The sequence below is a fragment of the Arthrobacter nitrophenolicus genome (genome assembly GCF_045833485.1).
Taxonomy (GTDB): Bacteria; Actinomycetota; Actinomycetes; order Actinomycetales; family Micrococcaceae; genus Arthrobacter; species Arthrobacter nitrophenolicus.
Genome location: NZ_CP174504.1, coordinates 1670716 through 1684628, shown reverse-complemented (window position 1 = coordinate 1684628; position 13913 = coordinate 1670716). Strand labels below are relative to the sequence as shown.

Annotated in this window: 13 protein-coding genes; 8 read left to right on the top strand and 5 right to left on the bottom strand. The window is 62.1% G+C overall.

Annotation, left to right across the window (positions count from 1 at the left end; all coding sequences use genetic code 11):
• Positions 1 to 147: 147 nt before the first annotated feature.
• From ACJJV6_RS07895 to dnaA, 5 genes are all read right to left on the bottom strand, one after another.
• Entirely contained in the window at positions 148 to 708 is a 561-nt protein-coding gene (locus ACJJV6_RS07895) for a DUF721 domain-containing protein (RefSeq protein ID WP_407710269.1), read from the bottom strand.
• Positions 692 to 1900: a DNA replication/repair protein RecF gene (gene recF / locus ACJJV6_RS07890; protein WP_009357112.1), complete on the bottom strand. Its 1209-nt coding sequence runs from the start codon at positions 1898 to 1900 to the stop codon at positions 692 to 694. Before recF ends, ACJJV6_RS07895 begins: the two co-directional genes overlap by 17 nt.
• A gap of 45 nt (positions 1901 to 1945) precedes the next feature.
• Positions 1946 to 2830 (bottom strand): phosphogluconate dehydrogenase (NAD(+)-dependent, decarboxylating), encoded by an 885-nt coding sequence (gene gnd / locus ACJJV6_RS07885; protein ID WP_354176144.1) that lies wholly within the window; start codon positions 2828 to 2830, stop codon positions 1946 to 1948.
• A gap of 98 nt (positions 2831 to 2928) precedes the next feature.
• A complete protein-coding gene (dnaN, locus tag ACJJV6_RS07880; protein ID WP_009357111.1) occupies positions 2929 to 4053 on the bottom strand; it encodes a DNA polymerase III subunit beta in 1125 nt (374 codons plus the stop codon).
• A 524-nt stretch (positions 4054 to 4577) separates the two neighbouring features.
• A complete protein-coding gene (gene dnaA, locus ACJJV6_RS07875; protein ID WP_009357110.1) occupies positions 4578 to 5999 on the bottom strand; it encodes a chromosomal replication initiator protein DnaA in 1422 nt (473 codons plus the stop codon).
• A gap of 469 nt (positions 6000 to 6468) precedes the next feature.
• Here dnaA and rpmH point away from each other — a divergent pair, with 469 nt between their 5' ends.
• The 8 genes from rpmH (at position 6469) to ACJJV6_RS07835 (ending at position 12192) form a co-directional block, all read left to right on the top strand.
• Positions 6469 to 6606, top strand: coding sequence for a 50S ribosomal protein L34 (gene rpmH / locus ACJJV6_RS07870; RefSeq protein ID WP_003800212.1), 138 nt, complete (start codon positions 6469 to 6471; stop codon positions 6604 to 6606).
• 41 nt (positions 6607 to 6647) lie between these two features.
• Entirely contained in the window at positions 6648 to 7058 is a 411-nt protein-coding gene (gene rnpA / locus ACJJV6_RS07865; RefSeq protein WP_035752146.1) for a ribonuclease P protein component, read from the top strand.
• The gene (gene yidD / locus ACJJV6_RS07860; protein WP_009357108.1) at positions 7051 to 7443 is read left to right on the top strand and encodes a membrane protein insertion efficiency factor YidD; all 393 of its coding nucleotides are present in this window, start codon (positions 7051 to 7053) and stop codon (positions 7441 to 7443) included. Before rnpA ends, yidD begins: the two co-directional genes overlap by 8 nt.
• Before the next feature lie 15 nt (positions 7444 to 7458).
• On the top strand, positions 7459 to 8433 hold the full coding sequence (gene yidC, locus ACJJV6_RS07855; RefSeq protein WP_133350293.1) for a membrane protein insertase YidC: 975 nt from the start codon (positions 7459 to 7461) through the stop codon (positions 8431 to 8433).
• On the top strand, positions 8433 to 8999 hold the full coding sequence (locus tag ACJJV6_RS07850; protein ID WP_009357106.1) for a R3H domain-containing nucleic acid-binding protein: 567 nt from the start codon (positions 8433 to 8435) through the stop codon (positions 8997 to 8999). The genes yidC and ACJJV6_RS07850 overlap by 1 nt, the downstream gene beginning before the upstream one ends.
• A gap of 21 nt (positions 9000 to 9020) precedes the next feature.
• Positions 9021 to 9671 (top strand): 16S rRNA (guanine(527)-N(7))-methyltransferase RsmG, encoded by a 651-nt coding sequence (gene rsmG, locus ACJJV6_RS07845; RefSeq protein ID WP_133350297.1) that lies wholly within the window; start codon positions 9021 to 9023, stop codon positions 9669 to 9671.
• Positions 9672 to 9761: 90 nt separating this feature from the next.
• On the top strand, positions 9762 to 10829 hold the full coding sequence (locus tag ACJJV6_RS07840) for a ParA family protein (protein WP_407710268.1): 1068 nt from the start codon (positions 9762 to 9764) through the stop codon (positions 10827 to 10829).
• 64 nt (positions 10830 to 10893) lie between these two features.
• Positions 10894 to 12192 (top strand): ParB/RepB/Spo0J family partition protein, encoded by a 1299-nt coding sequence (locus ACJJV6_RS07835; RefSeq protein WP_407710267.1) that lies wholly within the window; start codon positions 10894 to 10896, stop codon positions 12190 to 12192.
• The last annotated feature ends 1721 nt before the right edge of the window (positions 12193 to 13913 follow it).

Here is a 13913-nt window from a genome sequence, read left to right as displayed (position 1 = left end):
CCGTGGACGGGAAGCTGCATGGCTGTGGACGGCCGCTGGCCGCGCCTAGGGCGCCCCAAAAGGACCGTCCCCGGGGGCCTATACACCCACCGGCCCTTCCAGCGCTCTACACGGCGTTGGGAGCATTTTCAATAGTCCGGCCGGAGGCTATCCGTAGGTGTCCCGTGGTCCGCGGCCATTGACGGTCCGTCCGCCCTTGCGCCAGCTGGGCGCGGAGGGGCCCAGGACCTGGATGCTGGTGACCACCCCGTCGCCGAGTTCCACGCGGAATTTCTCCAGCAGGCTGGTGCTGAGCAGCCGGAGCTGGGTGGCCCATGCCGTGGAATCACACCTGACGTGCAGGGTAGTGTCCGTGAAGCTCTCAGGGGTGCAGTGCGCGGAAATCTCCGGGCCCACGAGGGCAGGCCATTCCGCCATGACGGAACCCACGGCCACCGGCGACGTCCAGCCGCGTTCAGCCACGAGGCGTCCCACCACCTTGCCAAGGCCCAGGGGATCGCGGCCGGTGGAATGGAACTGGCTGAAACCGCGGGTATCCCGGATTCCGCCCCTGGCTTTGGGAGAACCCGGCCGAACGGCCTTCCGGCGGACTTCGCCCCGGGCAGCCGCGGCCTCGCGCATCCGGTTCAGCGCTGCCTGCGGCGCATCGATGCTGTCGGGATCGCGGCCGGGCTGCAGCCCGCCGCCGTTGTCACCGTCCCTGCTCATCAATACCTCCCGGGATGACTTTCACCCGCCGGCCGGACAGCTCTTCCGGGATATCGGCGTCGACGGCGGCGGTCACCAGGACCTGTTCCGCGCCGGAGACTATTGCCGCCAGTTTACGCCTGCGCTGGACGTCCAGTTCGGCAAAAACGTCGTCAAGGATCAGGATCGGTGCAGAACCACCGGTGCGGGCGTCGTCGAGCATCACGTAGTAGGAGGCCAGGCGCAGGGACAGGCACATGGACCAGGTTTCGCCGTGCGACGCATAGCCCTTGGCCGGGGCCTGCCCCAGGACAAGTTCCAGTTCATCGCGGTGCGGTCCCACCAGCGAAATGCCCCGTTCCAGTTCCTTCTTCCGTGACTCAGCGAAGGCGAGGACATACCGTTCCGTGAGCTGTTCGACGGAAAGCCTGCGCAGGTCCTCGGTCCCGACGGCGTCTCCCGGCACTCCGCGCGGCGCACCTGCCAGGGGGGCGCCGTCGTCGTCCATCTGGTTCTGGAGTGTGGATCGATAGGTGGCATCGGCTGGCTTGGATGCGTCAGTCAGTTCCGCGTAGGCGCGGGCAAGGTGCGGCCGGAGGCGTTCCACCAGTTCAAGGCGTGCGTGGAGGAGCTCGGCGCCGGCGCGTGCCATGTGCTGGTCCCACACATCCAGGGTTGCCTCGTGTCCGGAGGTGAATTTCCCGGACCGTGCCGACTTGAGCAGGGCGTTGCGCTGTTTCAGCACCCGGTCGTAGTCGCTGCGCGTGGCGGCATGATGCGGAATGAGGCTGGCCAGCAGTTCGTCCAGGAACCGCCGGCGGTTGGCGGGATCGCCCTTCACCAGGGCAAGGTCCTCGGGAGCGAACAGGACTGTCTGGCAAATCCCCAGCAGGTCCCTGGCCCGGACGGGATTGCTGCGGTTGATCCGCCCGCGGTTGGCGCGGCCGGCGTTGATCTCAAGCTCCAGGATGGTGGTCTGGTCCCCGCGGACCAGCCGTGCACGGACCAGCGCCCGGTCGGTCCCGAACCGGAGCAGGGGGGCATCGGAACTGACCCGGTGGGAACTGAGCGTGGCGAGGTACCCGATGGCTTCCATCAGGTTGGTCTTGCCGATGCCGTTGTATCCCACCAGGACGGTGACGCCCGGCTCCAGGGCAAGGTCCACCTGGGCGTAACTGCGGAAATCGGTCAGGGAGAGGTGTTCCAGGTACACGCGGGTTTCGACAATTCTGGGGACAACGGCGGTCCCCGGTGGGTGCTACTTGGCAGGACGGGTTGCGTGTCCGCCGAACTGGTGGCGGAGGGCGGACACCATCTTCATGGCGGGTGAACTGTCCTCCCTGGACTCAAAGCGGGCGAACAGTGCGGCGGTGATGGCCGGGGCAGGAATTGCGTTGGCGATTGCTTCTTCCACAGTCCAGCGCCCCTCGCCGGAATCCTCCACGTAGTCATCAATGTTCTGCAGGCCCGGGTCCTCCTCCAGCGCCTTGACCAGCAGGTCAAGCAGCCAGGACCGCACCACCGTGCCTTTTTGCCAGGCGCGGAAAGTGCCGGGCAGGTCGTTGATGATGTCCTTGGATGCAAGGAGCTGGTAGCCCTCGGCATAGGCCTGCATCAGGCCATACTCGATTCCGTTGTGGACCATCTTGGCGTAGTGACCGGCACCGACCCCGCCAACGTGGACAAAGCTGTCCGCTCGTTCCCCCTCGGGGCGCAGGGCATCGAACACGGGCAGTGCGCGTTCGATGTCAGCCGCATCCCCGCCTGCCATCAGGCCGTAGCCGTTCTGCAGGCCCCAGACACCGCCGGAGACGCCGCAGTCGGCGAAGCGGATGCCCTTGGCAGCAAGGATTTCGCCGTGCTTCTGGTCCTCAGTGAAGCGGGAGTTGCCGCCGTCGATCACCAGGTCGCCCTGGTCCAGCTTGTCCGCCAGCTCGGTGATGACCGCATCCGTAATCGCGCCGGCGGGGACCATCACCCAGATCAGCCTGGGGACGGGGACTGCGGCGAGCAGCTCGTCCACGGAGGCAACATCGCTGATGTCCGGGTTGCGGTCGTAGCCCGTGACGTCGATCCCGCCTTTGCGGAGCCGCTCGCGCATGTTGAATCCCATTTTGCCAAGGCCAATCAGTCCAATGTGCATCAGGAGCTCTTTTCTGCGCGGTGAATGGGTGGCGGTGGTTGGGGCCCCATCGGTGAGGGGCCCGGCCTGAGCTTGCGAAGGCTGGGAGCCGATGGGGACTAGTTGGGGAGGCGGACCGGCATCACCAGGTAGCGGTAGTCGTCCTGGTCCTCGCCGTCGGCGTCCGCCTGGGCCGTGATCATGGCCGGCTTCGGCGCCGAGGTGAAGGAGAACCGGACGAACTTGGTTTCGATCACGCTCAGGCCTTCCACCAGGTAGTGCGGGTTGAAGGCCACGGTGATGTCGTCCCCGGAAAGCTGTGCTTCCAGCTCCTCCGAAGCCTGCGCGTCCTCACCGGTGCCGGCGTCGAGGTTCAGCTGGCCTTCCGTGAAGGCAAGCCGTACCGGGGTGTTCCGCTCGGCCACGAGCGAAACACGGCGGACCGCCTCAACCAGTTCCTGGGTTTGCACGGTGGCATGGATGGGGGTTGATTCCGGGAACAGCGAGCGGATCTTCGGGTAATCGCCGTCCACCAGCAGCGAAGTGGTGGTTCGCCCGCCGCTTTCGAAGCCGATCAGGCGGCTGTCGTCGTCGGAGAGTGCAAGGTTGATGTCCCCGCTGTTGCCGAGTGTCTTGGCGACCTCGTTGAGGGTTTTCGCCTTGACCAGGGCGCTGGTGGAGATACCCGGCGTCACCGGCTTCCACGGGACTTCGCGCATGGCGAGCCGGTACCGGTCCGTGGCCAGGAGGGTGATCAGGTCGTCTTCGATCTCCATCCGGACACCCGTGAGGATGGGGAGGGTGTCGTCCTTGCTCGCGGCGATGATCACCTGGGAAACAGCCTGGGCAAAGGCATCGCCGGGGACTGTGCCGCTGATCGCGGGAAGCGCGGGCAGGGGCGGGTACTCGGCCTCGGGCATGGTGGCCAGGTGGAAGCTGCTTCGGCGGCAGGTGAGCGTCACTTTGTTGCCGTCGGTTTCGACGTCGACCGGAGCGGAGGGAAGGCTGCGGCAGATATCCGCCAGCAGCCGGCCTGACACCAGGATGGTGCCTTCGTCCCGGATGTCCGCGGCAATTTCGAGCCGTGCGGAGGTCTCGTAGTCAAAGCTCGAGAGGCTGACGGTGCCGGCTTCGGCCTTCAGGAGGAGGCCGGACAGGACGGGTACGGGCGGCCGCGGAGACAAGGACCGGGCTGTCCAGGTGACGGCTTCTGCCAGGACGTCCCGATCGACTCTGAACTTCACGGAAGGGTGCCGCCTTTCATTGCTGCTGCGTTTGGGTTCCGGCACTCCCGCGGTAGGAGTCCCTGGAAAGTGTTGTCCCCGCCCTGTTTGGCGCATGGTTTGTACTCGGCGGACCACGCACGGACCCAGGGATGGGAGCGCTGCTGACAGCTTAGCCGGAACATCCGCGATTAACCCATCCCCCAGTCCGGCCCCAAGGGGTCCGGGCCGCCCGGCCCGCCCGGCAGAGGTGTGCAGATCGATCTTGTTGTTTGAGGGACTTCGATTTTTTGGGATTAGTAGTGTTAATAACTGCTGTGGAAACTGTGGATAACCGTGCTTCAGCCTGCGTTCGAGCGGTTAAGCCCTGTTCATGGACTGTGGGTGGAGCAGGTTTTAAACAGGGTGTGGATGGGGACAGAAATTTTCGCCGTTTTCGCGATCCACAGGCGGCTTAAGGGTTTTAAGCCCATTAACCGCGGTTGTCCCCTTAACTATCCACAGCCTTATCCACATGCACCTGTTAATAAGGTATAGGTGGCGGGTCAGGAATCGCGCTGCTGTTGCTTAATCCGGTTGGTCAGCTCTGTCACCTGGTTGTAAATCACACGGCGCTCGGCCATGAGTTCACGGATCTTGCGGTCCGCGTGAATGACCGTGGTGTGGTCGCGGCCGCCGAGCTCCTGGCCGATCTTGGGCAGGGACATGTCGGTGAGCTCCCGGCACAGGTACATCGCGATCTGCCGCGCCGTCACCAGCGTGCGCGTGCGCGACTTGCTGCACAGTTCTTCCATGCTGAGCTTGAAGTAGTCGGCCGTCTGCTGGAGGATCTGGCTGGATGTGATTTCCTGGGCGCCGTCGTCCGTGATGAGGTCCTTGAGGACCATTTCCGCCAGGGCCACGTCCACCGGCTGCCGGTTAAGGCTGGCGAACGCCGTGACGCGGATCAGGGCGCCTTCGAGTTCGCGGATGTTGCTGGAGATCTTGGAGGCGATGTACTCAAGGGCGTCATCCGGTGCCGAAAGTCCCTCGCTGAGGGCCTTCTTCCGGAGGATGGCGATGCGGGTTTCGAGTTCCGGCGGCTGGATGTCCGTCAGCAGGCCCCACTCAAAGCGGGATTTCATCCGGTCCTCGAAGCCAGCCAGCAGCTTGGGCGGCTGGTCCGAGGTGATGACCACCTGCTTGTTGTTGTTGTGCAGCGAATTGAAGGTGTGGAAGAACTCCTCCAGCGTCCGGTCCTTGCCGGCCAGGAACTGGATGTCGTCGATGAGCAGCACGTCCACGTTGCGGTACGTGGTTTTGAAGCTGGCGCCTTCGTCGTCGCGGATGGAGTTGATGAAATCGTTGGTGAATTCTTCGGAGTTGACGTAGCGGACGCGGATGCCGCTGTAGAGGCGCCGGGCGTAGTGGCCGATCGCGTGCAGCAGGTGCGTCTTGCCCAGCCCGGAATCGCCGTAGATGAACAGCGGGTTGTAGGCCTTGGCGGGGGCTTCGGCAACTGCCACGGCCGCAGCGTGCGCGAAGCGGTTGGACGAGCCGATCACGAAGGTGTCGAAAACGTACTTGGGATTCAGCCGGCCGAACTCATGCGAGGTGCTCGGCAGCATGGGCTGGGGCTTCTGCTCCACCAGCTGGTCCGAGACGAAGGACGGTTCGACGACGGGTTCAGGCTCTTCGTGGACGGGCACCAGATCGGTATCGACGTCGATGGCGCACCGGATGTCTTCCGAGAAGACGCTGTGCAGGGCATCGTCGAGGGCATCCTTCACCTGGGTCTGGAGCACCTCGCGGGTGAGTTCGTTGGGTACGGCCACCAGGAGGGTGGAACCGATCAGGCCCTGGGCCTGGGCGAGGATGACGAAGCCGCGCTGCCGCGGGGAAACGCGGTGGTCTTGCTCCAACAAACTGACCACCCGGCGCCAGGAACTTCCGACAGTATTGGCGTGGTTGGCTTCGTCTACTGTCATCAATGGGTTCCCTCAAAACTTGCTTTGCCTGCAATGCCTGCAGCCCAAAGTCCGGAACCAGGGTGCTGGCCCAGCTTAATCCACAGGGTTATGCACAGTCCGTGGATAATCGGCTACTGAGCCACTCTAGGGGATGAAAAGCCTAGAAGATAGCTGGCCAGTTGCTTGTGGATAATTACACGATTGTGGTTCCCAAAAGGGGGCTGTGAGCCACTTCATCCACAGGCTTTGAGGGGTAGTTAGGAACAGCTGGGGATAGCGCTCGGGGGCCGTCCCGGTTTGACGCAGGGGCTCAAATTGCCCTAACGTTGTGAAGTCCTTTGTGTCCGCTTTTTGGCCCCATCTGAATCTCCCAGACGCTCCGCGTTTGGGCAGCCGGGGGAAGCGTGCATATACAAAACTTAGCGTCGGCCAGTTCTTCCCCATACTGATCGGGTGGGCGCACCTTTGATCCACTGGAGTAACTAACGTGAGCAAGCGGACTTTTCAGCCGAATAACCGCCGTCGAGCCAAGAAGCACGGCTTCCGCCTTCGTATGCGTACCCGTGCCGGCCGCGCCATCCTGGCAGCCCGCCGTGGCAAGGGCCGCACCGAGCTGTCGGCCTAAATAACCTGACTTGTCGGTAGACATTCCTTTGCGAGCTTAAGGTGCTGGCCGCCCGCAACCGCCTGAGGACTGCTACCGATTTTTCAACAACTGTACGTTCCGGTGTCCGCAATGGGCGCCGGAACGTAGTGTTATATGCGGCAGCTATCGCTGCCGACGAACCCAGCCGGATCGGGTTCATCGTTTCCAAGAGTGTAGGGAACGCTGTGGTCAGGAACCTCGTTAAGCGAAGACTGAGGGAAGCGGGTGCCGCCTCGCTGCGCGAGCACGGCACCGGTTTCGCCATAGTGGTGCGGGCGCTTCCCGCGTCCGCCTCTGCCAGCTGGGACCAGCTGCTGAAGGACTACAACGCTGCACTGGAATCGACGCTGACCCGGCTGGCCGGACGCCCCATACAGGCGGCCGCGAACGGTTCGGCTGGTACAACACAGGAGGGGACATCGCGTGCGTAACGCCACCGCCGTCGTCGCCCGTCTCCGTCCTGTAGCCGCCGCCGTCGGAATGTTCCTGTGGAACCTGCCCCGGAACACCCTCATCGTGCTGCTCAAGGCTTACCGCAAGGTGATTTCACCCTTGTACGGGCAGGTCTGCCGTTTTTTCCCTTCATGCTCGGCTTATGCCCTTGAAGCGGTTACTGTCCATGGCGCCGTCAAGGGGAGCTGGCTCGCAGTCCGGCGCCTCGGCCGCTGCCATCCATGGAACGCCGGCGGTGTGGACCACGTCCCCGCCGGAAAGCGGGACTGGCCGGAGAGCCAGGCCCCCACAATTGTTGTGCTGAACAACCCGGACAAGTACCTGGCTGCTCGGACTGATGGAGAAGGCCGCAGTGCGGCCTGACGAATAGGGATAAGTATGGACTTCTTTGAAACAATCATGTTTCCGTTCAAGTGGCTTGTGTCCATCATCATGGTGGGCTTCCACGAGGGCCTGACCGCCATCGGCCTGCCCGAGGCATCGGGCTGGACGTGGACTCTGTCCATCATCGGGCTGGTGCTGGTGATCCGTGCCGCCCTGATTCCCGTGTTCGTGAAACAGATCAAGGCTCAGCGCGGCATGCAGCTCCTGCAGCCGGACCTGAAGAAGCTCCAGGACAAGTACAAGGGCAAGACCGACCAGCTGTCCCGCCAGGCCATGGCGCAGGAACAGATGGCCATGTACAAGAAGCACGGCACCAACCCGTTCTCCGCATGCCTGCCCATGCTGATCCAGATGCCGTTCTTCTTCGCGCTGTTCACCGTCCTGTCCGGCATATCAGGTGCCCGCGACAAGGGCGAAGGCATCGGCGCCATGAGCCACGACCAGGTAGTGCAGTTCGACGACTCCACCATCTTCGGGGCACCCCTGAACGCCACGCTGCTGCACGGCGGCGGCGGCGAGAACCAGATCACTGTTGCCGTCCTCTCGATCCTGATGATCCTGGCCATGACGGCCTCGCAGTTCATCACGCAGAAGCAGATCATGGCCAAGAACATGTCCGAAGAGGCCATGGCCAGCCCGTTCATGCGCCAGCAAAAGATGATGCTGTACATCCTGCCCATCGTCTTCGGTGTGGGCGGCATCAACTTCCCCATCGGTGTCCTGATCTACTGGACCACCACCAACCTGTGGACCATGGGCCAGCAGTTCTTCGTCATCCGCCGCATGCCGACGCCGGGATCCCCCGCCGCCAAGGCCCTTGCCGAGCGCCGTGCCGCCAAGGGCCTGCCCGCCCTGTCCATCCTCAGCGGCAAGAAGGATGACGACGCCGATGCCGCCGCGGCAGCAGCCATTGCCGAACCCAAGGGCCAGCGTGTCCAGCCCCAGCGCAAGAACAGGAAGAAGAAGTAATGTCAGCCGAGAGCACCGAACACGCCCTTTCTGAAGACATGATCGAAGAGCAGGACGAGTCCGTGAACGAAGAGACTTCCGCGCCGAAGATGTCCGCTGTCAGCCGTCTCGAGGAAGAGGGCGACATCGCGGCGGACTATCTTGAGGAACTGCTGGACATCGCCGATATCGACGGCGACATCGACATCGAGGTCCGCAACGGCCGCACCTACATTTCAATCGTTGCCGAGGAAGAGTCCGAAGGCTTGGAGAGCCTGGTTGGCGAGGACGGCGAGGTCCTTGAAGCACTTCAGGAGCTCACGCGCCTTGCGGTGCTGTCCGCAACGGAGAACCGGTCCCGGCTGGTCCTTGACATCAACGGATACCGCCAGGAGCGCACCGGCCACCTGCAGAAGATCGCGGAGGACGCCGCGGCCGCAGTGAAGGAAACCGGCAAGTCCGTGGCCTTGGAACCGATGAGCGCCTACGAACGGAAGATCGTCCACGACGCCGTCGCAGACCTGGGGCTCGTCAGTGAGTCCGAGGGCGAAGGCAGCGGACGCCACATTGTTGTATCCGCAGACTAGAGAATTGCTGGCCCGCTGAACATGGTTGACATCACGGCACCTGAGCTTCTGGCCGCCGAAAAAATCTTCGGCGACCGCCTTGATCTGGCCAAGCGCTACGTTGAGCATCTTGCCACTTCGGGAACTGAACGCGGCCTGATCGGGCCGCGGGAAATCCCCCGGTTGTGGAGCAGGCATGTGCTGAACTGCGCTGTCATCGAGAGTCAGATCCCGCACGGCAGCCACGTAGCCGACGTCGGCAGCGGGGCCGGCCTGCCTGGTCTGTGCCTCGCCATCGCCCGGCCCGACCTGGAACTGACCCTGATCGAGCCCCTGGAACGCAGGGTGATCTGGCTCCAGGAGGTGGTGGACGACCTCGGGCTGGACAACGTGACGGTGATGCGCACGCGTGCCGAACTGGCCGTTGGCCATGTTGATGCAGACGTGGTGACGGCGAGGGCAGTCTCGGCATTGAGTAACCTCGCAGGGCTGACCATCCCCCTCTTGAACGGCAAGGGCGAAGTTGTTGCCATCAAGGGACGGAGCGCCGGCGAAGAAATCGAAAAAGCAGCCAAGGTGATCCGCAAACTGGGCGGCGTTGAAACGTCAGTCCTGACCGTGGGTGACAACCTGCTTGAGGAACCCACCACGGTAGTGCGCATCGTTGTAAACAAGTCCCAAAAGAAGTCCTAGTCCTGGCCCGGTAGCCGTAGTCTGCCGGGCCAAGCAGTTAGGCTAGTCAACGGCAGCAAAAAATGGCTGAACGAGAGTGAGTGTGCCCCAGTGACCAGTAGTGAAGCCTCCGCACAACGGATACCGCCGTTTGTGTCATTGGGGTCAGCTCGTTCCGTCACTGGACCGGGACTTGCCCCTGGCCGGGGCGGAAATCATCCGCAATCGGTAGCGAATGCCGGATCCGCCGCCCTCGTTTCACGTGAAACAACCCCTGCCGGTAGATCGAACATCATTGACGCGATGGATGATTCCAGTCCTATCGCCCGCGAGCTCGCGCACGAAACCAAGCGCCGGGAGCGCCTCATGGGCCGCAAGCTGCCCCGGCCGGAGAAGACCCGGATCTTCACCGTGTCCAACCAGAAGGGTGGGGTGGGAAAGACCACCACCACCGTGAACATCGCGGCCGCACTGGCAGCAGCCGGACTGAATGTCCTGGTGATCGATATCGATCCGCAGGGAAACGCCTCCACAGCGCTGGGCATTGAGCACCACGCGGACGTCGACAGCATCTACGACGTCCTCATCAACGATGTGCCGATGGCAGACGTGGTGGCCCAGTGCCCCGATATCGATAAGCTCATTTGCGCGCCGGCCACCATCCACCTCGCAGGCGCGGAGATCGAGCTGGTATCCCTGGTGGCGCGTGAACAGCGTTTGCGCCGGGCCATCGATGTATATGCCAAGACGCGTGAAAAGAACGGAGAGGAGCGGCTGGACTACATCTTCATCGATTGCCCGCCGAGCCTCGGACTTCTCACAGTCAACGCGTTCTGCGCCGCCAACGAGGTCCTGATTCCCATTCAGTGTGAGTACTATGCGCTCGAGGGACTCAGCCAGCTCCTGAAGAACATTGAGATGATCCAGAAGCACCTCAATGACGAGCTCGAAGTTTCCACGATTCTGCTCACCATGTACGACGGCCGCACCAACCTTGCTGCACAGGTTGCTGCCGAAGTCCGCACGCATTTCCCGCAACAGGTGCTGTCTGCCGTAGTACCGCGCTCGGTCCGCATTTCCGAGGCGCCGAGTTACCAGCAGACTGTCATGACGTATGACCCTTCCTCCAGTGGCGCACTGTCTTACCTGGAAGCCGCTGCTGAAATAGCAGAACGCTAGAAATCTTCAAACTGCAACGACCGGAACCGGCACTGCCTGGTTCTACCACTGGAGGGATTTATCCATGAGCGAGAAGCGACGGGGCCTAGGCCGCGGTCTTGGCGCGCTGATTCCAAGTTCCGCCGCATCCAACGGGCAGAGCAACGGTGCAGCAGTATCCCGCCCGGTTGACCTCTTCTTTCCTGAGGGACGGAAGAAAAGTGATTCGCCGGACGCTGCTGCCGGCACAGCGCAGTCCGTTGCAGACAAGCTGATCGCTTCCCCTGCCCCCAGGACCACGTCCAGGCCGTCCAGGAAACAGGATGGTGATTCGCAGGAAGCAGGCACTTCTTCTTCCGCTACGGATTCTGCAGGTGCCAAGAAGACGGAATCTTCCTCCACTTCTGCTGCAACCAAGAGTTCGGCGCGCAAGGGTTCTCCCGCCAAGGCGGATGTTACGAAGCCGGCTGAGGCCGAAGTCCGCGACGATGAATCCTCGGATGGGTCCACGGCGGAGCCGGTAGCTGCCCCCGCGCTGATTGACGACGGGGTGGAGCTCGTCGAAGTTCCGGGTGTCCGCTTCGCCGAAATACCGGTTACGGATATCCATCCCAACCGAAAGCAGCCGCGCAACGTCTTCGATGAGGACGACATGGCGGAGCTGGTGCACTCTGTCCGTGAAATCGGCGTCCTGCAGCCAATTGTCGTCCGTAAGTCAACCGAATCCGGTAGCGAGCCGTTCGAGCTCGTTATGGGTGAACGCCGGTGGCGCGCAGTCCAAGCGGCGGGGCTGGACACCATCCCGGCCATCGTCCGGGATACCACCGACGACGACCTTCTTCGCGATGCTCTGCTCGAGAACCTCCACCGGAGCCAGCTGAACCCGCTGGAAGAGGCTGCGGCGTACCAGCAGCTGCTAGAGGATTTCGGTACCACCCACGAGCAGCTGGCCGACCGGATCGGGCGCTCACGGCCACAGGTGTCCAATACGCTGCGTCTGCTGAAGCTTCCTCCCCTGGTCCAGCGCCGCGTTGCCGCCGGCGTCCTTTCTGCGGGGCATGCCCGCGCCCTGCTGTCCCTTCCGGATGCCGCGGCCATGGAGCGGCTGGCACAGAAGATTGTTGCCGAGGGCATGTCCGTGCGCGCCACCGAAGAGGCGGTCACGCTCTACCAGGATCCAGCCAAACCGGTAAAGAACAACATTCCGCGGCCTGGTGCCCGCCATGAACGGCTCGACTATCTGGCTTCATCCCTCTCTGACCGCCTGGACACTAACGTGAAGATTTCCCTGGGTGTCCGGAAGGGGAAGGTCAGCATTGAGTTTGCGAGTGTTGAGGACCTGAACCGCATCATGGATGTATTGGCTCCTGGTTCCACCAACTAGCAACTTCTTGTGAATAGGCCCGGTTCGTTGCGAACCGGGCCTCTTCTGCGTCTGTTGGGGGCCCTATACTTGCCACTGAACGTCATGAGACAGTCCAAATCACTATTCGGAAATCTCATTCTTCACAATTCAGCAGTTTGTATTGCCCCTCGCCCTCCCGGTAGAAGAGGCAATCGACGTTTTGAAGCCCCGAAACTGCAACATATATGGACACAGATCTATTTGTGAACCAGCTCCGCAGAAACCACACATGAACCGGCTCAGGTCGATGCCGTCATCTAGTTTTGCGTTTCACGTGAAACACGTGGGCCTACTATGCCTAGCGTAGAAGGTGCCCATCGATAGAAGAATCACGATATCCGGCCCCCTCCACCTGCGGCGAAATGCGACATGCTGCCTGATTAATTTCGACGAGCTTGCGGCAGAACATCGGGGCGTCCTAGGCGATTTGTAGAAGCAAAGGCGTCGGACTCCCCTATATTCGATATATGCGACCCCCTATCCGCCTGGAAGCGCGGGTGTGAGGCGTTCAGTGAACAGAGTTCTGATTCTCGATCTGAATCTCGATCCGACCAGTGGGACTATTGCCTGCACCCACCCCAAGCTGGTCTTCTCAGAAACCTACAAATGTCCCGGCCATTTGCGTGCTGTACATCCCTTACGCCTGATCTCGCGCGATACAGGTCAAGCCATAGAAACGGCAATCGCGACGGATCCTGCGGAAAAATACGACAAGTTTGTGGCTGGAAAGGAGACGTGTCCCACTGATTGCCGGTCCTCCCCTAGATACGGCTTTTGTCGCAAGATTACCTGGCAAGAAGCCCAGGAATGTCACCCACACGCTGAAACTACCCATTCTATGGTCCTCTGGTGGCGTTTCACGTGAAACATCAAGATCCGCTAACGCTACGGATGATGTCCTACGGCACGATCACCGGAGCGCCACCCATGGCGTCAGCGTACCCAAGGGCGATATTCACTCTTTCAATATGAGGCAGCACCGCTATCCAGGCCCAACCGAGGCGTTTGCAAATCTTTCGACGCTGGCGAAACTGGGGTGCCTTCGCGTTAAATGCATGGGCGCCGTCAGTAGAATGCCTTCCACTCCGATTGAGTGTGCAGCAGGAGGGCTATCTATTCTGACCCATTTGGCCTGATGTCGCTAGCCATTTCCAATGGTGCGGTTTACCCGCAACAAGCGGGGCAGCTGTTTCACGTGAAACAGAACGTAGGCCCGCTGACGTCACGGACACTCCCCCTAGCGGTACCCACACCCGAATTCGGCACTTCCTCGGACGCCGCGGCCCGCATGGTTCTGTGACCATACAGGCGGCAACCTTCAGTTCTCCCTTTGTTCCATCCGGCCGAGCAGTACGTTCTGCCGGACGCCAGGGGCGACATCCGACTCCGATACTCCGATATGAGCGGAACCCGCAGCAATGCAGTGTGAGCGCATATAGCGGACAGGACGCGCAGACGGAGTGATTCCGCGGCCTTTGATGGGTCCCGTCTGTGCCACGGTCGCGCGGCTCGCCTCCTTGTGGGCAATCCCCGGGACGGCAGGTATGGACCCTTTCCTCTCTGGGAAGTAGGCGGCCGACTCCGCTTTGACATCCGGTACAGGCTCCGCCCACGCCGGGGGCACGACAGGTGCTGCTGGTGACTGGGTACACCTGCTACCGACATACCGCAGGTGTTGCTGTGATGTTCCCAGGCCCGTA

Excerpts from the sequence above, each read along its gene's own strand:
- ACJJV6_RS07895 (WP_407710269.1), bottom strand. The coding sequence starts at position 708 with ATGAGCAGGGACGGTGACAACGGCGGCGGGCTGCAGCCCGGCCGCGAT.
- gnd (WP_354176144.1), bottom strand. The coding sequence starts at position 2,830 with ATGCACATTGGACTGATTGGCCTTGGCAAAATGGGATTCAACATGCGC.
- dnaA (WP_009357110.1), bottom strand. The coding sequence starts at position 5,999 with ATGACAGTAGACGAAGCCAACCACGCCAATACTGTCGGAAGTTCCTGG.
- yidC (WP_133350293.1), top strand. The coding sequence starts at position 7,459 with ATGGACTTCTTTGAAACAATCATGTTTCCGTTCAAGTGGCTTGTGTCC.
- ACJJV6_RS07850 (WP_009357106.1), top strand. The coding sequence starts at position 8,433 with ATGTCAGCCGAGAGCACCGAACACGCCCTTTCTGAAGACATGATCGAA.
- rsmG (WP_133350297.1), top strand. The coding sequence starts at position 9,021 with ATGGTTGACATCACGGCACCTGAGCTTCTGGCCGCCGAAAAAATCTTC.
- ACJJV6_RS07835 (WP_407710267.1), top strand. The coding sequence starts at position 10,894 with ATGAGCGAGAAGCGACGGGGCCTAGGCCGCGGTCTTGGCGCGCTGATT.